This window comes from Mesorhizobium metallidurans STM 2683, from assembly GCF_000350085.1.
GTDB lineage: Bacteria > Pseudomonadota > Alphaproteobacteria > Rhizobiales > Rhizobiaceae > Mesorhizobium > Mesorhizobium metallidurans.
The window spans coordinates 67,219-86,409 of record NZ_CAUM01000095.1 but is presented as its reverse complement, the minus strand read 5'-3'; the positions used below and the strand labels follow the sequence as shown (position 1 = coordinate 86,409).

The following is a 19,191-nucleotide window of genomic DNA, read 5'->3' as shown; positions in this document are numbered from 1 at the left end:
TATCATCGGAAAGCCTGCGCAAGTCAATTTCGAAGCGTGATCGACTTCACCTTCAAGCACTGGAATGTGCTATCTGATGCTCATGGAAACAGCTGCCGCGTCCGATCCGTTTGTCGCTTCTTTGCCGGTCTTCGCAAAGTTCGAAAGCGTTGCCGATATCGATAACTACCGGCCTCTCCCCGATGGCTGGGCGCTGGCCACCGCCGACATCGTCGGCTCGACCAAGGCGATCGAGGCGGGGCGCTATAAAACCGTCAATATGGCCGGCGCCAGCGTCATTTCGGCGCTGCTCAATGCGCTGGGTCGGCAAGATCTTCCCTTTGTCTTCGGCGGCGACGGCGCGATCGTGGCGTTTCCCGGCTCGGCGCTGAAGCTCGCCCGCAACGCGCTGGCGGCTGTCCAGAGATGGGTGGCGGACGAACTGGACCTGACCTTGCGTGCCGCAATCGTGCCGATAAAGGATATAAGAGCGCAAGGCCTCGACGTTCGCGTGGCGAGGTTCCAGCCCTCCGAAGCGGTCTTCTATGCCATGTTCGCCGGCGGTGGCGGCAGTTGGGCGGAAGCCGAGATGAAAGCGGGGCGCTACCGCATCGATCCTGCGCCGGCCGGCGCTCGGCCGGATCTGACCGGCCTCTCCTGCCGCTGGAACCCGATCGAAGCCCGGCATGGTGAAATCGTCTCGATCATAGCCGTACCGGGAGCGTCGCGCGACTTGCGCGGTTTTCAGTTTCTGGCCTCCGACATTATCGCCCTTGCCGGCAGGCAGGAACGCGATGGTCACCCGGTGCCAGTGACCGGTCCGGGTTACAGTTTTCCGCCCCCCGGCCTCGATATCGAGTCGCGGGCCATGGCACCGGCGGGATGGCGGCGGTGGCTGTCGAAGCTGTGGATATTGTTCCTGATGACGCTTACGGCTGTTACGGATAGATATGGCTGGACGATCGGCCGTTTCGATCCGAAGATCTACAAACGCGACGTGGCCAGCAATTCGGATTTCCGGAAGTTCGACGACGGCTTGAAAATGACCATCGACGTTGACGCGGATGTGTTGCAACGGATCGAGAACCGGCTGAAACAGGCGGAAGAGGCAGGCATCTGCAACTATGGCCTGCACCGCCAGAAATCGGCCTTGATGACATGCCTCGTCGCCTCGCCGCTGCAGCGCGATCACGTTCATTTCATCGATGGCGCCGCCGGCGGCTATGCGATTGCTGCCGCAAGCCTGAAGGCGAAGGTGCCGGTCCGATGACGGCTTGCGGAAATCAATTTTCCGCAATATGCCTCGGCCATGGTTCCTGGGACCCGGTGAGCCTCGCATGGGTGCGGATAGTCTGTCCGAATTGACGGGAAAGCAGATTTTTGGACGCCTCACGATCGACATATGACCGTCTTCTGAACCGGATCTCGACGCGTGCGGCGCAGGTCGGCGTGATCGGACTGGGCTATGTCGGGCTGCCGCTGGCGGTTGCGATTGCACGCGCCGGCTTCCCGGTTTCCGGCTTCGACATCGAAGCCCAGAAGGTCGAGAACCTGAACAACGGCCAATCCTACATTGAGGCGGTGACGTCGACAGCCCTTGCCAGCCAGGTGGCGAGCGGACGGTTCCGGGCTACCGCGGATTTTGCCGAACTGGCCGTCTGCGACGTCATCATCATCTGCGTTCCGACACCGCTGACGAAACACCGAGAGCCGGACCTCTCCTTTGTCAGAAACACGGCAGGCACCATCGCGAAGCATCTGCGTCTCGGCCAGCTGATCGTGCTGGAATCGACCACCTATCCCGGCACCACCGACGACGTGATCAAGCCCAAACTGGAAAAAACCGGCTTGCAGTCGAATATAGACTTCTTCCTCGGCTTCTCGCCCGAACGCGAGGATCCCGGCAACCGCAGCTTTGAAGTCGCGACGATCCCCAAGGTCGTGGCAGGCGACGGCATTGAAGCGGCGACGCTCGTACAGGCTTTCTACCAGAGCGTGGTCAAGACCGTCGTTCCGGTTTCCAGCACGGCGACCGCCGAGGCGGTCAAGCTGACGGAAAACATCTTCCGCTCGGTCAACATAGCCCTCGTCAACGAGTTGAAGGTCGTGCTCGGTGCAATGGGCATCGACATCTGGGAGGTGATCGAGGCGGCAAAGAGCAAGCCCTTCGGCTACATGCCTTTCTATCCTGGCCCCGGACTTGGCGGGCACTGCGTTCCGATCGATCCCTTCTACCTGACGTGGAAGGCGCGCGAATACGAACTGCCGACCCGCTTCATCGAGCTGGCGGCAGAGATCAACACGGCCATGCCGCGTCATGTGGTCGATGAACTGGCGAAGGCGCTGGACCGGCGCTGCGGCAAGGCGCTCAGCCGCTCGCGCATTCTCATTATCGGGCTCGCCTATAAGAAGAATGTGCCCGACATCCGCGAAAGCCCCTCGTTGCGGCTTATTGAACTCATCGAGGAATGGGGCGGCAAGGCGGAATTCCACGATCCGCATGTTACCGAGATCCCGACCACACGCGAGCATATGGCGATCAAGGGGCGTCGCTCGGTCGAATTGACCGAGGCGGCCTTGAAGGATTTCGATGCTGTCGTCGTTGCAACCGACCACGACGCGATCGACTATCAGGCGATCGCCGATCACGCTCTTCTGATCGTCGACACACGCAATGTTTTTGGCCGCCTCGGGCTAGCCCGAGAGACGGTGGTGAAGGCCTGACGGTGGCCGGGCCGGCGAATTTTTTGCCCGATGTCAGGATCGGGATTGCACTCCGCCGGCAGCCTCGCCACATAATGTTCCACGAGATAGATGCGGTTTCCGCCAGCTTCTTTCCTGCAAGGACAGTCATCCGGGAAATTCTTCGCCGGCTTTTGTCGGCGAAGCCGGCTTCGTTGACTTCGATTGTATGGCGGATCAAAGGAGATGGCTCGTCTTCGACGGGTTTCGAGACAGCATGAGCACAGCGCAAGCAGAAATTTCCACCATTCTCATGGACAAGGTTGCCGATTGGCTGACCCAATCGGCGCTGGCGGGCAACGACCTGGAAACATTGGTAAAAGGCTTTTGTGAACGGCTGGCTGCTGCCGGCCTGCCGCTGAAGCGGGTGCATTTGAGCTTTTCGATGCTTCATCCGCTTTATGACGCGCTTGGCTTCACCTGGCTTCGCGGCCAGGGCCTGGAAGTGGAAGGCTTCCGCAGTGAGAACGGCGTTCATTCTGACAGATTCCTGACCAGCCCATACTACCATCTGCTCAGCAACAAGCTCGATCATCTGCGGCGCCGGCTCGACCCGTCGGTGCGGTCAGAATTTCCTGTTTTCGATGACCTCACGCTTATGGGCGTCACCGATTACATGGCTTTCGTCCATCCCTTCAACGGCGATACCAGTCAGGGCATGATGGGGTCCTGGTCCACCGACAGTGCTGCAGGCTTCAGCGACAGCATGATTTCGGGGCTGCTGCGCATCCAGAACCATCTCGCTATCGCAACCAAGATGGCGGTGCTCACCAAGCTCGCCGACAACATGATGACCACTTATCTCGGCGGCGATGCCGGCAGGCGCGTGCTGGACGGCCAGATCAAGCGCGGCGAAGGCGACACAATCCGGGCCGCACTGGTCATGGCCGATATGCGCGGGTCGACAAGGCTTGCCGAAACCTCCGGCCGCGAAATCTATATCGATACGCTGAACCAGTTTTTCGATGCCATTGCCGCACCTTTCAATCGCAGAGGCGGGCAGATCATGAGTTTCCTGGGAGATGGCTTCATTGCCGTCTACCCTTGCGAAAGGCACCGCGCGCAGTCCGAGATCGCCTGCCAGGCTGCTCTTGCGGCAGCGCACAAGGCCAACGCTCGCATGATGGAGCTCAATCTGCGCAGAAAGGAGCAGGGGTTGGGCGACATAAAATTTGGTATCGGCCTGCATGTCGGCAACGTGATGTTCGGCAATGTCGGACTTACCGACCGGCTCACATTCTCTGTCTTCGGCTCGGCTGTAAACGAGGTCCAGCGCCTCCAGACCCTGACCAAGAAATATCCGCACAGCGTTCTCGCCAGCAAAGACTTCGCCGGCTATTGCGGCGCCAACAACTGGCTGACGCTCGGCAAGGAGGAACTGGCCGGTATCAAGCAGAAGCTGACGGTGCTTTCACCCGATCTGTCGGGTGCTCTCGCACTCGATGAAGACGCTCCGCCGATTCACGACCGGATATCGGACGCCGAGCAGGTCATGCTGCTTCATCGCGATGCCGCGCGGCTGTCGGCGGGCGACCGGAGGAAGCTCCAGTGACCGCCACGATCTGATCCGAACGCCTTGGTGTGCAGTCCGGTCGCCGGTTCCGCGGGGGAACTCATTTAGAATCCAAGTTGCTCTAGGCTGGCAATGCGCTAGTCTCGCTTCCGGGCCTGCCGGCCGGCAGGCCGCCAGAGTGGGGCTGGTGTGAGAATGAATTCGGGCGTTGATCTGCTGCGGATCGAGGATGTTGGCATCTCTTTTGCCATTGTCGGGGGACCGTTGCATGCCGTCAGGCGTGCAAATCTTCGCGTCCTGCCCGGCAAGGTTACCGCGCTTGTGGGCGAGTCCGGTTCCGGAAAATCGGTTCTCAGCCAGGCAGTGATGGGCATTTTGCCGGACACAGCCCATGTTCGCGGCCGTATCCTGTTTTCCGATCCTGAGAAGCCCGGCACGACGCAGGATATCCTGCAGATGCCGCGTGACGGACCCGAAATCCGGGCGTTGAGAGGCAGCCGCATCGGCAAGATCTTTCAGGAGCCGATGACATCACTGTCGCCGCTGCACACGATCGGCAATCAGGTCAGCGAATCCCTGCAGATTCATACGCCCATGGCTCGGGTGGAGCGCAAGGCGCGGACCGAGGAAATGCTCGGCCTTGTCGGCTTTCCCAACCCCAGGCGCGCCTATGACATGTATCCCTTTGAACTTTCGGGAGGATTGCGTCAACGCGCCATGATCGCCATGGCGCTTATCTGCCGGCCGGCCCTGTTGATCGCCGACGAGCCGACGACGGCGTTGGACGTCACCATCCAGGCGCAAATCCTGCAATTGCTGCGCGAGCTTCAGACCAAGCTGAACATGGCGATGCTGCTGATCACGCACGACCTTGGCGTGGTCGCCAATGTCGCCGACGAGGTGGTGGTCATGTACCATGGCGAGATCATGGAAGCGGGACCTGTGGAGGCGATATTCCGCCGGCCGGGCCACCCTTACCTGAAGGGCCTGATGGCAGCCGTTCCGCATTTCGACCTGAAGCCTGGCGAAAGGCTAAAGGCGCTCCGCGAGGTGCCGGTGAATGTCGGGAACCTGCTCGGCAAGCAGACGGCGCCGGCATCGAAGGGGCCGGACGACATCCTGCTGTCGGTCAGGGATCTGACAAAGACCTTCACCATCCGCAAGTCCGGATGGTTCGGCGGAGATCATCAAACCTCTGTTCGCGCCGTGGACGGCGTGAGCTTCGATATCAGGCGGGGTGAGTGCCTGGGTCTTGTCGGCGAAAGCGGCTGCGGCAAAACCACCGTCAGCAAAATCCTCATGCGGGCTGTCACCCCTAGCGGCGGCTCTGTCATCTTCAACGGCCGCGATGGTCCGATCGACGTCCTGGAAGCCGAGGGAGACGCCCTGCGCATGCTGCGCGCGAAAATCCAGATGGTCTTCCAGGATCCGGTTTCGTCGCTTTCGCCTCGCATGACGGTGGAGAACATCTTGAGCGAGCCGCTGGAAATCCATCAACGTGGCAATGCCGCGTCCCGACTCGCCACGGTCAAGAGCCTGATGCAGGCAATCGGGCTCGATCCGCGCTTCATAAAGCGTTATCCGCACAGTTTCTCCGGCGGGCAGCGTCAGCGTATCGGCATCGCACGCGCGTTGGCGCTGGGGCCTGAACTCCTGATCTGCGACGAGCCGGTTTCGGCACTCGATGTCTCTGTCCAGGCGCAGATCCTGAACCTTCTGAAGGACCTGCAGAAGGAACTGGGCCTGACCTACCTGTTCATATCCCACAATTTGGCGGTGGTGGACTACATGGCAGACCGCATCGCGGTGATGTGCGGCGGGCGTATCGTCGAGCTCGCGCCGCGCGAAATTCTGCTTAGGAAACCGGTCCACCCCTACACGCGCTCACTGGTCGCCGCAGTACCTTTCCCCGATCTCGACAGGCCGATGGATTTCAAGACGCTGAAGCTCGGCGGCGCTTCCGACAACAGCGCATGGGGACCGCAATTCCGCGACGAGGGCGACGAGGATATGCTGTCGCCGCTCGACCTTGGCGGCGGCCACCTCGTGCTGGCCCGGCGTACGGCCGATGCCAGCGAGTTACGCCATTGATCAGCCGGCGCACCGTCCTTGGACTCATGGCTTCGGCATTTCTGCCTGGCACGGTGCGTGCCGGCGATCTGGAGCCGGAATTTCTTCAGCCGCAGCTGAAGGCCAGGGCGCTGCCGGCACTCGCCGAACGCTTGCCCAAGAGCCCGCGCGCGTTGAACCTCGCCGCGATGGGCCGGCAGCCCGGCCAGTATGGCGGCACGCTGCGCACGATCATCGGCAGCCAGAAAGATATCCGGATGATGACGATCTACGGGTATGCCCGCCTGGTCGGCTATGACGAAAAGCTCAACTTGCAACCCGACATTCTCGAAAGTTATGACGTGGCGGATGACCGCGTCTTCACGTTCAAGATACGGGAAGGGCATAAATGGTCTGACGGTAGCCTGCTGACGCCGGAGGATTTCCGCTATTGCTGGGAAGATGTCTGGCTGAACGATGAGCTTTCGCAAGGCGGGCTCGCCCCGGCCCTTTTGGCGGACGGCAAGCCGCCACGTTTCGAGATCGTCGACCCGTTGACGGTCCGCTATAGTTGGGATGCGCCCAATCCCGACTTCCTGCCCAAGCTCGCTGCTGCTTCGCCGCTCTCGCTTGTTCTGCCGGCCACCTATCTCAAACAGTTCCACAAGAAATACCAGGATCCATTCCGGCTCGCCGGCCTGATGAAGGAGAACCGGGCCAAGAAATGGACGCTCCTGCATATCCGCATGTCGCGGCAGTATCGCCCGGAGAATCCGGAGCTGCCGACGCTCGATCCCTGGCGGAACCGGACCAAGCCGCCGGCCGAGCAGTTCGTCTTCGAGCGCAACCCGTTCTTTCATCGAATGGACGAGAATGGCCGTCAACTGCCCTATATCGACCGGATCGTCATGAATGTCAGCTCGTCGGCGATCATTTCCGCCAAGACCGGTGCGGGCGAGAGCGACCTGCAAGGCATGGGAATTGACTTCAGCGACTACTCCTTCCTGAAGGACGCGGAGAAGCGCTATCCGGTGAAGCTGCATCTGTGGAAACGCATACAGGGTTCGCGGCTGGCGCTGCTGCCCAATCTGAATTGTGCCGACCAGGTGTGGCGTGGCCTTCTTCGTGACGTGCGCGTGCGCCGCGCCCTTTCGCTCGCTGTGGACAGGCGCGAGATCAATTTGGCCGTGTTCTACGGATTGGCGCAGGAAAGTGCCGATACGGTCCTGCCGGAGAGCCCGCTCTACCGGCCGGAATTCGCGAAAGCCTGGGTCGCCCATGATCCCGACCAGGCCAATGCCCTGCTCGACGAGGCCGGGCTTCAGACGCGTGACGATGACGGCCTGCGGATACTTCCCGATGGACGCCCTGCGCAGGTCATAGTGGAAACGGCCGGCGAAAGCACGCTGGAAACCGACGCGCTCGAACTCATCACCGATCACTGGCGCAAGATCGGGATCGCCCTGTTCATCCGGACTTCGCAGCGCGATATCTTCCGCAGCCGCGCGCTTGGCGGCCAGATCATGATGTCGATGTGGTCGGGCATCGACAATGGCGTGCCGACCGCCGACATGAACCCGTACCAGCTGGCCCCCACCATCGACGACCAGCTGCAATGGCCGCTCTGGGGAGCTCATTATTTGTCTCATGGCAAGGTCGGCGAGGCGCCCGACCTTCCGCCTGTGATCGAACTGATGGCTTTACTCAAGCGCTGGAACGCATCGACCGAAGCCACGGAGCGCGCCGAAATCTGGAATTCGATGCTGTCGATCTACACCGATCAGGTGTTTTCGATCGGCACCGTGAACGGGACGCATCAGCCGGTTCTGGCGTCCTCGCGGCTGCGCAATGTGCCTGACAAGGCGCTCTACGGCTACGACCCGACCGCCTATTTCGGTGTCTACATGCCGGATACATTCTGGCTTGGAGAGTCCTGAGCGTGCTTCGATATTTTGTCTGGCGCATCGCCGTGATGGTTCCAACGCTGCTGGTCATATCGGCACTGGTGTTCACGATCATCGAACTTCCACCAGGCGACTATTTCGACAGCTATGTTGCCGAGCTTCGGGCTCAGGGCGAAGCTGTGGATTCCGATCGCATCGTGATGATGCGCAAGGAATATGGTTTCGACCAGCCACCGGTCCTTCGTTACTTCTACTGGGTCGGCGGGATGCTGCGCGGCGATTTCGGCTATTCCTTCGAATATGAGCTGCCGGTTCGCGACGTCGTCGGGGACCGAATGTGGCTGACGGTGCTGGTTTCCTTCGTCACGATCATCTTCACCTGGCTCATCGCCTTTCCGATCGGCATGTACTCCGCCACGCATCAATACAGCTGGGGCGACTACGGCCTGACTTTCTTCGGCCTTCTCGGCCTAGCCATTCCGAACTTCATGCTGGCGCTGATCCTGATGTATTTCGCCAACATCTGGTTCGGCACATCCATCGGCAATCTCATGGACCAGCAATATCTCGGCGAGCCGATGAGCTGGGCCAAGGCCAAGTCGATCCTCGCCCATCTCTGGATTCCGGTCTTGATCATCGGCACCGGGGGCACGGCAAGCATGATCCGGCGGCTGCGCGCCAATCTTCTCGACGAGCTACACAAGCAATATGTCGTGACCGCGCGCGCCAAAGGACTTCATCCGTTCAAGACGCTGGTCAAATATCCGCTGCGCATGGCGCTCAATTTCTTCATTTCCGACATCGGCTCTATCCTGCCGGCCATCATCTCCGGCGCCGAAATTACGGCGATCGTGCTGTCTTTGGAAACGACCGGGCCGATGCTGATCAAGGCGCTGCAAAGCCAGGACATGTATCTGGCAGGGACGTTCCTCATGTTCCTCGCCTTCCTGACGGTCATCGGTGTCCTGATTTCCGACCTGGCGCTGGCGCTGCTTGATCCACGAATTCGCTTGCAGGGCGGCAGCACCAAATGAACACGCATTCGCCCCTGCCCGCTCCGGGTGCTCCGCTGCAGCACTACGTTTCCACCGCGCCCTTTGACCTGCAGTCGGTCGAGGCGATGACGCCGGAGCAGTCGAAGGTCTTTCAGGCGTCGCAGTTGCGGCTGATGTGGTGGAAATTCCGGAAGCACCGGCTTGCCGTTATGTCCGGCATATTCCTGGCAGCGCTTTATTTCGGAATACTGATCTGCGAGTTCCTGGCGCCCTACAGTCTGCACACCCGCAACATGGACTACATCTATTCGCCGCCGCAGCGGGTGCGCCTGTTCCACAACGGCCAGTTCGTAGGGCCATTCGTCTATGGCCGCCAGATGACTCTGGATATGGACACGCTCAAGCGGAACTACATCGAGAAAAAGGATGATATTCAGCGGATCCGTTTCTTCTGCAAGGGCGACAGTTACCGGTTCTGGGGCCTGATCGAAGGTAACAGGCATTTTGTCTGCCCTGCCGAAAACGGACAGCTCTTTCTAGCCGGCACTGACAGGCTGGGGCGCGATGTGCTTTCGCGCATCATCTATGGCGCACGCATTTCACTGACAATAGGCCTCGTCGGCATCAGTTTCAGCTTCCTGCTCGGCATTGTCATCGGCGGACTGGCCGGCTATCACGGCGGTATCTTCGACCTGATCGTTCAACGGATAATCGAAGTTCTGCAATCGATCCCCAGCATTCCGCTATGGCTGGCTCTGGCGGCGATCATGCCGATAACCTGGAGTCCGATCCTGATCTATTTCGGCATCACCGTCATCCTCGGGCTGCTCGACTGGACCGGACTGGCGCGGGCCGTGCGTTCAAAGCTTCTGGCCTTGCGCGAGGAGGATTACGTTCTGGCCGCGCAATTGATGGGCGCCAGGAGCAGCCGCATCATCGGGCGGCATCTCATTCCCGGCTTCATGTCGCATCTGATCGCGACGGCGACGATCTCCATACCCGGCATGATCCTGGGCGAGACGGCTCTGAGCTTCCTCGGGCTCGGCCTGAGGGCGCCGATAACCAGCTGGGGCATCCTGCTCACCGAGGCGCGCAGCGTCAGCGTCATCGCGTTCTATCCATGGCTGCTTTTACCGATGCTCCCCGTCATTCTCGTCATCATGGCGTTCAACTTCCTCGGCGACGGCTTGCGGGACGCCGCGGACCCCTACAAGTGAGATCGCTATTCCGCCGCGCGGCCTGCCGACGACTCGTATGATGCTTGTCGGCGGCCGGTTGCGTTATTGCAAGGTTCGTCGTTCGCCTCTATATGCGGCAAGCCTCGATCGGGGCTGCTGGTTCAGGACATACAATCGCATATGAGTCGCCTCGATAATTTCATCAGCAGGATGACCGCACAGCGCGACATTCTCAATCAAATCTGCCCCGAGGTGGCGAAGATGGAGGGGCTTGTGCTCGAGCTCGGCCTCGGCAATGGCAGGACGTTCCACCATCTGCGCGAGCGCCTGCCCGGGCGCCGGATCGTGGTGTTCGACCGCGAAGTTGGCGCACACGCCAGCTCAATTCCCGAAGATGAAAACCTCGTGCTCGGCGAAATACGCGAGACGGCGAGGAGCTTCATTGGCATCGACGCGGCTCTTGTTCATGCCGACATCGGCACCGGCTATGACGATCGCGATGCAGTGACCTCTACATGGCTTCCCGATCTGATCGCACGCCTGCTTCGCGTCGGTGGCTTCGCGGTCAGCGGCACGCCGATCGATCACCCGCTGTTGCAACCCCTCCCGCCGCCGCCTTCGGTGCCCCCCGGTCGGTATTTTGTCTCCAGGCGCGTCTGAGGGGCCGAGACGATCCAAATCTTCAGGGGCCAAATCTTCAGGGGCCAAGTCTTCAGGGGATCGTATAGACTGCTATCTCCCGCTCGATGCCGCGCAGCGAGACCTCGTGGGGCACGGGCGTCAGCGCGTTCCTGTGCAACAGATCGGCGGTGAGATTGTCGTCGACCACCGCACGAGTGGCGAAGATCGCCTGTGCGTTGGCAAGGTTCTGGACCCGCGAAGCAATGTTGACCGTCTGGCCGAAATAATCCTGTCGCTCGTTCATGGACACGGCGATGCAGGGGCCGGCATGGACTCCGATCTTGAGCAGCAGATCCTCGCGCCCGCTCTTGTCGTTGAGCGCACGCATGGCATCGCGCATCCTGAGGGCCGCGGCAATCGCACGATCAGGCGTCGCGAAGGTCGCCATCACCGCATCACCGATCGTCTTCACCACCGCGCCTGCCTCCGCCGCGACGATCTCGTGCAGAACCTGGAAATGCTCGCGCACGAGATCGAAGGCTGAAAGATCGCCCACCCGCTCGTAAAGCTCGGTCGATCCGCGCAGGTCGGTGAACAGGAAGGTCAGGCTGGTGATTTTCAGGCGCTGGTCGATGTCGAGCGTATCCGTGCGATAGAGATCGCGGAACGTCTGGTTGGTGAGCAGGCGCTTGGCGGTCAGGAAGGGCCGGCGTTTGCTCAGGAAATCATGCAATTCCTGGCCGGCGATGAAGACCGTCGGCAGCACGCGGGCGTCGGTCCTGTTCTCCAGCGAAATGCGCAACGGGCCGGGCTGCATCTCCAGCGTCTGGTTCTGGACATGGTCGCGGTCGAAGACCAAAGAGAGGCTTCGGCGCTCTTTTGTTGGTTCGCCCTTCCCGTCGATGAACTGCACTGAATGGGTGACCGGCTCGAAGACGATGATGAATTCAGACGGAAGCTGTATGGGCAGAACCGCCTTTTCACCGGGGGCAAGCTCGATATCCTCCAGCGAGAACGCTTCTATCTTTTTCGCGAAATCCTCTTCCGGCAGATCGACGCCGGACGCCCAGTAGATCTGGCGGAAATATTCCATCAACGGCAGTTCGTGTGGATTGTGGGCGGCAATCCTGCGCACGCGGGGACTGACCGTGAATGTCACCTCGACCATCTCGTCGAGGGTCGGCGAATAGCCCTCGCAGCATAGCGTGCAGGTGTATTCGTCCTTCTGCAGGGTTTTCAGCGTGGCGTTGGTGTCGAGCACGCCGCCACAGCCGGGGCACAGAACATTCCAGGAAATGTCGAAGATGCCCACCCGTGCCGCATGGAGAAAGGCGCTTATGGCGCGTTCCTCGTCGAGGCCATGCTTGCTGGCGAAGGCTGGCACATTGATGCGGCAAAGTTCGCGGTCCTTGCCCTCCGCGATGGTTCGCTTGATCGCGTCGATTGCCCGCGGATCGACATCGGTCGATTGCCGCAGAAGCGAGAACAGATCCTGAGCTTCGTTCATCGTGGAGGCTCCGGAAAATGCGTCCCCGGGCGTGTTGACCGGAACCGGTCTTCGGTCCGAGCGCTCCATCTTACTCCGAAACGGACCGTACGGCCATTCGAATAGATAAGCCTGGTGACAGTTCAACTTCCATTCTGCGGATTTTCACCGGCCGCAAGCGGCACTATGATGGGATCCATGGGGCATTCATCTTTGGGACCTTCTCCCATGCCGACACCCAACAACCCGCCATTTCCCGCGGCCCTGCGCCTTTTCTCCGTGGGGGTCATCATCGTCCTGATTGTAGGCGCCGGCCTGTTTTTCGCGCCGGTGCTGGTCAAGCCGCGCTGGCCTTGGGCCGTCACGCCGTTCAATGCCCGCTTCCTCGGCGGCTTCTACACCGCCGAAATGGTGGTGATGGCGGCGCTGCTGGTCTGGAATCGCTGGTCGCCCGGCAGGCTTGTGCTCGTCATGGCCTTCATCTTCACGTTCATCGTCTCGGTGGCTTCGTTCATCAATCTCGGCTATTTCAACTTCGAGCGCAAAGCGCCCTGGCTCTGGTTTTTGGTCTATCTTGCTTCGGTCGCGGTATCCGGGCTGTTCCTGTGGCGGACCAGGGCCCTTCCTTCTGCAAAAGGCGTGACCTTAAACCCCGCATGGCGCGGCTACATGCCGGTGGAATCGGCTCTCCTTGGGCTCTATGGCGTCGGCCTGTTGCTATTTCCCCTGACATTCGGCGGCTTCTGGCCATGGCCGGTCGATGCCTTTCACGCCCAGGTTTACAGCGCCATTTTCCTCGCCGGTGCGGGCGGTGTATATCTCGTCTGGAGAAGCACGCCGCGCGAGGAACTGCTGGTGCTTGGCCTGGCGCAGTTTCTGGTTGGCCTGCTTGCCATCCTTGGCATCGTCATCACCGACGCCGCGGTGCACCGGATCGGCTGGACTGCGACCGGGACATTGTGCTGGCTCGCCCTTTTCAGCTGGATCGGCATCAGCGGAGTCTTCAAACTCTACGCCGCCTCCCGGTATTTTAGCCCGCAATCGGCATCATAGGTTGCAGAGACGGCTGGATTTTCAGGTGACGTCCGGTGCATCGTGCCGGATCGATTGCCTTCGCCGGAACGCCATGACCAGCACGACCTCGCCATCCCAAGAGAAAATCCAGCCGCAGCTCCGGTCCGTCCGGCCAAGCGATGCGGAGGCGCTTTGCGCTATCTTCAACATGCCGGGCTTCCGTTGGGGCACGCTCAGAATGCCCTTCGAGATGGTGGAGCAGGTGGAGCGGCGCATCGCCAAGTCCGGCCAGGAGACCACCTGGATCGTTGCCGAGTTGGACGGCAAGGTCGTCGGCCATGGCAACCTGGTCGTGCAGGGTTCGCCGCGCCGTTCGCATATCGGCGAGATCAATATCGGCCTTGACGATGGCTTTGTCGGCAAGGGCATCGGCTCTGCCATACTTGGCGCGCTGCTTGACGTGGCCGACAACTGGCGCGCCCTGAAGCGGGTCGAATTGACCGTCTATGCCGACAACGAACCGGCCGTCCGTCTCTACACAAGCCACGGCTTCGAGGTCGAAGGTCGGCATGTGAAGGCCGGTTTTACCGACGGGCAGTATCACGACCTCCTGAGCATGGCGCGGTTGCGGTTCTGAGATCCGCTGTTTGGCCTTGACTGGTTAGCGAATCTGCCAATTCGTGCCGGGTCTGGTCTCCCTTGGCGTTTGCACCGCAAGCGGCTAGACGAGACCAATGACCGCCGTGTTTGACCCGACCCCTGCGCCTCCGGCGGAAATTCTGGCCGTGCTGTCGCTGCTCTGCCCGGAAGTCGTGCGTGACATCGAGCAGAACTGGAATGCACCGGTTTCCGATTACGCCCGCCATCTGTGGCGGCCGGTGGCAAGGCCTGCATCGGGCCCGGCGATCGCTGCCCGCTCGATCCTGCGCGAAGTCCTGCATCAGCGCCTTGGTGTGATCATGCAGCCTGAAGAGATCGGCAAGGCCCTCGAAGAGTTCGAGCACAGACCGGTGATCCAGTCCGGCCTGCACTGCCTGCTTCTGATGGACCGGATCACCTTCGATGCCCTCCTGCTTGCCTGGCTCGGCGCGGTCGAAAACGGGCTGTCGGCCTTCTTCGGCTTCATGGGAGCGACGATGACCATGGAGACAATTGGCCGGGAGGGGCCGGGATGGCTCGATGTCGGCGACGGCAAGGTCAACCTGTTTGGCATGGGGCGCCACAAACTGTGCCGCAAAAGCGCCTGCGTGGCCGGCCCCGTCACCCTCAACAAGCGCGCGCTCGAAGCGGCGGGCGACGAAACGGATACCAGCCGCTGGCTGGGCACACTGCTTGCCAGCCGGGACAAGGTGTTTGGAACCGCCGCCGACGCGCTGACAGCCCTCAACGAGGATCTGGTCGCCGATTGGGATCGTTCCGGCATGGCCCTGCCGGTTTTCATCGATGATCGGCTCGCCGCTTCTGCCGTGGCGCGGCATCTGGAACATGACGGCAGCTTTCTTTCCAGGCTGCTCATTGAGCCCGCAAGGCGCCAGCGTCTCGAACGTGCCTTGCAAGAGGCCGAATCGAGCCCATTTGGCGGATTCCTGCCCAATGCCACGGCCTATTTCTGGGGCATCCGCGAGGAGCGAGTGCGCAAGCTCGTCCTCGATAACGGGCACCTGATCGAGCCTGACAGGCCGCATGGTCTTTCCATCCCGTTCGAGCGGCCGCATCTCAGGCAGGCGCTGCTGGACGGCGTGCTGCTGCCGAACTTGTTCCTGATGTTCCTCGTCCTTGCCATATTGCCGCGCGTGCGGGTTGTGGGCGGCCTGAGGCAGATTGGTTATGTAGCGCTCTTCCACGCGATCCTGCTGGCTGTGCTAGATGAAAACGCGCCGGAAGAGCGCGATCTGGCTGCGGAGCTGCAGGTTCGGGAAAATGCCTGGGGCATGCGGGTCATCGATGAAAAGATCTCGGTCCGCGAGCAGCTTGCCGGCCTGCCGGAAGGGGCGCTCTTCCCGGACCTGCTCCGGCAATACCGTTTGCGGACATTTGCCGAGACGACCGACGACCTGAAACTGGTTCGCGAAAACGCCCGATGGCGCAAGATCGGCCAGGCAGGGATCAAGGCGAGCTGAGCCTTACTTCAGGTTGATTTTCTGGTGAGCAACCGCAAGCGACGGCGATCTATCGGTGAGCCTCTGGCGTCTGATCCGGCCGCTTCATTGACGCTGATACTTTCGGGATTTCGACGACGGCTTCCGCCTCGACCAGCAGCGCTCTGCCACCCCACCCACACTCATCGCTCGATGCCCATTTGCGTTGCCGCTTGCGGGTCGACGGCTATCGGTTCATCCTTGTGAACACCATGGCGGTGAAGTGCGTAGCGAGATCACGCCGTCACGGCCCCTAGTGAGGTCTTGTTCGATGGACTGCTCGGGCTGCGGTTTCGAGGTTGAGGGCGGTTACGCTTTCTGTCCGAGGTGTGGCAGGCGCCAGCCCGTGCCATGCGCCAGTTGCGGCTACTCCTGCGCACCTGATTTCGAGTTCTGTCCGAAATGCGGGGCAAGCGTCGGTGCGTCCGCAAAAGCCATCGAACGGCCTGCTTCGACGCCAAGCCGGACCGTTGTGGCGCCTTCTCGAACGCCGTCGCTGCTTCCGAACATCGAAAGCGAAGTTGGGCTGCATCCCGTCTCTGACGCCGATCGACGGACGGTAACGGTCCTGTTCGCCGACCTCTGCGGCTTCACGACACTCAGCGAACAGCTCGACCCCGAGGTCATGCAAGCGCTGCAGAACGAACTGTTCAAGGAATTGACGGCGGCCGTGCGAAACTTTGGTGGTTTCGTCGACAAATTCATCGGCGATGCACTGCTCGCTTTGTTCGGTGCGCCGGTCGCGCATGAGGACGATCCGGAACGTGCGCTTCGCGCCGCTCTCGACATGATCGCCCGGACGGCGCGGCTCGGCGAAAGCGCGCCCCACTCCGGCTCGCCTCTGTTACTCCACATCGGCATAAACACTGGTCCGGTCGTTACTGGCGGATTGGGCATCGGCACCGCCAAATCCTATTCGGTGACCGGCGACACCGTGAATACCGCGCAACGCCTGCAATCGCTGGCCGCGCCGGGTGAGGTACTGGTAGGCGAGTTCACTCACAGGCTGACCCGGCATGCCTTCTCTTACGAGTCGCTGGGCGACGTCGTGCTTCGCGGCAAGGCTGGCAGTGTGCTCGTCCATCGACTGGATGCACCGCTTGCGGCGCCGCGTGAAGCGCGTGGGCTCGAGGCGCTCGGCCTCAGCGCGCCGATGATAGGTCGTGGTGCGGAGCTCAATAGAATGCTGGCGGGCCTTGACCAGGCGTGCGGCGGCTCGGCCCAACTTGTCCGCCTCGTCGGAGAAGCCGGTATCGGGAAATCGCGGCTGGTGAAGGAGTTCGTCGCCCGCGTCGGCGACGAGGATCGTTTTCGCAACGTCGCCGTGCGGCAAGCCACGTGCTCACCGCTGGGCGAACGATCATTTGGCGCCTTGGGCGCAGTGGTGCGCAGCGCTGCCGGGATGATGCAAAACGATAATGGGGACGAAATGCGGGGGAAGCTCGCAGGCTTGCTTACCGATCTCGGCCTGCAGGGCGAGGAGGCGAAGCGGCTGATGCCTTTGCTCTACCATGTGCTTGGCCTTGGCGACCCCGATGCCACCTTGCAGCATGTCGAGCCCGAGCAGCTGCGGCGGCAAATTCTCCACGCGGTCCGCACAATCATCGAACGGCGGCTTGCGTTGTCGCCGCTGTTGATTGTCGTCGAAGACCTGCACTGGGCCGACGCCGTGTCGCTCGAGGCACTGCGTTTCGTGATGGACAGGTTGGAACGCACGCGGTTGATGGTGCTGGTCACGCATCGTCCGGCGCCGGACAACGGCCAGCTCGACTCAAGTCGGGTCAGTCACACTGCGCTCAGGCTTTCGCCGCTCAGCAGTGATGACGGACGCAGCCTGCTGGCGGCGCTTTTCGGCGAGAGCTGGGTAAACTCCGCGGGAGGACTTCTCGACCAGATCCTCGAGCGCGCGGGCGGCAACCCCCTTTTTGTGGAGGAGATCGTTCGCGGCCTTATCGATCGCGGTGTACTGATGCGCGAGGGCCAGCGATGGCGGACTGTGGCAGGCGAAGTCGCAACCGGCATTCCCGCCACTATCCAGGCAGTGTTGCTTGCCCGGGTCGACCGGCTGCCCCAAGAGGTGCGCCGGCTGGCCCAGGAAGCCGCGGTAATCGGCCCGCGCTTCGACGCCACGCTTCTGAAAACCGTGACGGCCGACCCCGGCCGGCTAGAAGCCGGCTGCGAACTGCTTTGCGATGCGGAAATCATCGAGGAAGTTGCCGGATCAGGCTCGGTCTCGTCGCAAAGCTACCGCTTTACGCAAACATTGCTGCAGGACGTGATCTACCAGAATCTGCTCCTGCAACGCCGGACCGACATCCACGGGCGGGTCGGTGCTGCCTTGGAGCAACTGTTCGGCGACAAGCCGGAACGGCTCGAGGATTTGACCGTGCTCGGTCATCATTTCGCACAGAGCGCCGAGCGCGAGAGGGGCGCGCATTACCTGCAGGCGGCGGGCGATCGCGCTCGCACGATATACGCCAACGACGACGCCCTTCGTTTTTACGAGCGAGCACTGGCTGCGTTGGGCGCGATCGGGCAAACACCGCTCAAACTGGCAATTGCAGAGCGCATTGCCGATTTGAGCGGCCCGGTAGGCCGCCGCGAGATCGCGCACCACCACTACGAGACGGTGTTGCAGGCATACCGCGAGTCAACCGATCGTGTCGCTTCGGCGCGAGTTTTGCGTAAGATCGGCCGGCTGCTCTCGGACGTCGGCAAGCGGGACAACGCAGAATCCCGCTATGCTGAAGCGGCAGCGCTCCTCGATGGAGCGGATGCCCCGATCGAGCAGGCGCATCTCTGGCAAGAACGTGGCCGACAGGCGTTCCGCAGCGGAGATCACGCTCTTGCGGCAAAATGGGCAGACGCGGCGCTGGATTGCGTACGCACTCTGACAACGGAGCATGTCTCCGAGGTAGGGTGTGATGCCACTCTTGTGACCGCCGAGGCGCTCAATACCAAGGCTGTTGCGCTGGCTCGCCTTGGACGAAACCGTGAAGCCGTGCGTCAGGTTGAGCGTAGTATTGAATTGGCCGAAGCCGCCGGTCTGCTGGGCGCGGCCTGCCGCGGCTACACCAATCTCGGCGTGCTTTACACGACCATCGATCCGGCACAGGCGATGGAGGTCTGTCGGCGCGGTCTTGAAGTGGCGCGCCATATTGGTGATCTGGGTTTCCAGGCCCGCCTCCTCGCCAATCTGGCGGTCGCCTGTTGTACTTTCACGGATCGCTGTCCGACGGAGGGCGTGCCTGCTGCCGAGAAAGCCATCGAGATCGACCGGGCGCTCGACCAGCGCGAGCACCTCCCGGTGCCGTTGATCGTGCTTGGGCAGATCCACCAGTGCAACGGCCGTCCGGAACTGGCGGTTGGCCTGTTCCACGAAGCACTCGACGTGGCCCGCGAAACGGGCGAGCCGCAACTGCTGTTTCCGTGTTATGATGGGCTCGCAACGCTTAATCTCGACCTCGACAATCTGGCCGAGGCCGAACGCTACTTTTCCCTGGCGCAGGGAATATGCGCCCAGCACGGGCTCGACCCGGAAGCGCTTGTGGTGCTGCCTTTTCTCGACTAGC

At 61.4% G+C, this 19,191-nt stretch carries 13 protein-coding genes; 12 read left to right on the top strand and 1 reads right to left on the bottom strand.

Annotation, left to right across the window (positions count from 1 at the left end; genetic code table 11):
* The first annotated feature begins 64 nt into the window (after nucleotides 1-64).
* The 8 genes from MESS2_RS14990 to MESS2_RS14955 all read left to right on the top strand — a co-directional run bounded on the left by MESS2_RS14990 (nucleotide 65) and on the right by MESS2_RS14955 (nucleotide 11,020).
* Entirely contained in the window at nucleotides 65-1,249 is a 1,185-nt protein-coding gene (locus tag MESS2_RS14990; protein WP_008875207.1) for a DUF3095 domain-containing protein, read from the top strand.
* 110 nt (nucleotides 1,250-1,359) lie between these two features.
* Complete coding sequence (locus MESS2_RS14985; RefSeq protein ID WP_008875206.1) at nucleotides 1,360-2,703, top strand: nucleotide sugar dehydrogenase; 1,344 nt, start codon at nucleotides 1,360-1,362, stop codon at nucleotides 2,701-2,703.
* 235 nt (nucleotides 2,704-2,938) lie between these two features.
* Nucleotides 2,939-4,273 (top strand): adenylate/guanylate cyclase domain-containing protein, encoded by a 1,335-nt coding sequence (locus MESS2_RS14980; RefSeq protein ID WP_008875205.1) that lies wholly within the window; start codon nucleotides 2,939-2,941, stop codon nucleotides 4,271-4,273.
* Nucleotides 4,274-4,429: 156 nt separating this feature from the next.
* A complete protein-coding gene (locus MESS2_RS14975) occupies nucleotides 4,430-6,325 on the top strand; it encodes an ABC transporter ATP-binding protein (RefSeq protein WP_008875204.1) in 1,896 nt (631 codons plus the stop codon).
* A complete protein-coding gene (locus tag MESS2_RS14970) occupies nucleotides 6,322-8,220 on the top strand; it encodes an ABC transporter substrate-binding protein (protein WP_008875203.1) in 1,899 nt (632 codons plus the stop codon). Before MESS2_RS14975 ends, MESS2_RS14970 begins: the two co-directional genes overlap by 4 nt.
* 2 nt (nucleotides 8,221-8,222) lie before the next feature.
* A complete protein-coding gene (locus MESS2_RS14965; RefSeq protein WP_008875202.1) occupies nucleotides 8,223-9,221 on the top strand; it encodes an ABC transporter permease in 999 nt (332 codons plus the stop codon).
* Nucleotides 9,218-10,399: an ABC transporter permease gene (locus tag MESS2_RS14960; RefSeq protein WP_008875201.1), complete on the top strand. Its 1,182-nt coding sequence runs from the start codon at nucleotides 9,218-9,220 to the stop codon at nucleotides 10,397-10,399. The genes MESS2_RS14965 and MESS2_RS14960 overlap by 4 nt, the downstream gene beginning before the upstream one ends.
* Nucleotides 10,400-10,540: 141 nt before the next feature.
* Nucleotides 10,541-11,020 carry a class I SAM-dependent methyltransferase gene (locus tag MESS2_RS14955; protein WP_008875200.1) on the top strand — a complete coding sequence of 160 codons (480 nt, stop codon included), beginning with the start codon at nucleotides 10,541-10,543 and terminating at the stop codon, nucleotides 11,018-11,020.
* A gap of 52 nt (nucleotides 11,021-11,072) precedes the next feature.
* On the opposite strand, the gene MESS2_RS14950 is transcribed toward MESS2_RS14955, so the two are convergent.
* The gene (locus MESS2_RS14950; protein WP_008875199.1) at nucleotides 11,073-12,488 is read right to left on the bottom strand and encodes an adenylate/guanylate cyclase domain-containing protein; all 1,416 of its coding nucleotides are present in this window, start codon (nucleotides 12,486-12,488) and stop codon (nucleotides 11,073-11,075) included.
* Nucleotides 12,489-12,695: 207 nt separating this feature from the next.
* Here MESS2_RS14950 and MESS2_RS14945 point away from each other — a divergent pair, with 207 nt between their 5' ends.
* The 4 genes from MESS2_RS14945 to MESS2_RS14930 all read left to right on the top strand — a co-directional run bounded on the left by MESS2_RS14945 (nucleotide 12,696) and on the right by MESS2_RS14930 (nucleotide 19,190).
* Nucleotides 12,696-13,520 carry a hypothetical protein gene (locus MESS2_RS14945; RefSeq protein WP_008875198.1) on the top strand — a complete coding sequence of 275 codons (825 nt, stop codon included), beginning with the start codon at nucleotides 12,696-12,698 and terminating at the stop codon, nucleotides 13,518-13,520.
* A 73-nt stretch (nucleotides 13,521-13,593) separates the two neighbouring features.
* Nucleotides 13,594-14,118: a GNAT family N-acetyltransferase gene (locus MESS2_RS14940; RefSeq protein ID WP_040593143.1), complete on the top strand. Its 525-nt coding sequence runs from the start codon at nucleotides 13,594-13,596 to the stop codon at nucleotides 14,116-14,118.
* A gap of 97 nt (nucleotides 14,119-14,215) precedes the next feature.
* Nucleotides 14,216-15,601 carry a hypothetical protein gene (locus tag MESS2_RS14935; RefSeq protein ID WP_008875196.1) on the top strand — a complete coding sequence of 462 codons (1,386 nt, stop codon included), beginning with the start codon at nucleotides 14,216-14,218 and terminating at the stop codon, nucleotides 15,599-15,601.
* Between the two features lie 289 nt (nucleotides 15,602-15,890).
* Entirely contained in the window at nucleotides 15,891-19,190 is a 3,300-nt protein-coding gene (locus tag MESS2_RS14930; RefSeq protein ID WP_040593141.1) for an ATP-binding protein, read from the top strand.
* Nucleotide 19,191: the final 1 nt, after the last annotated feature.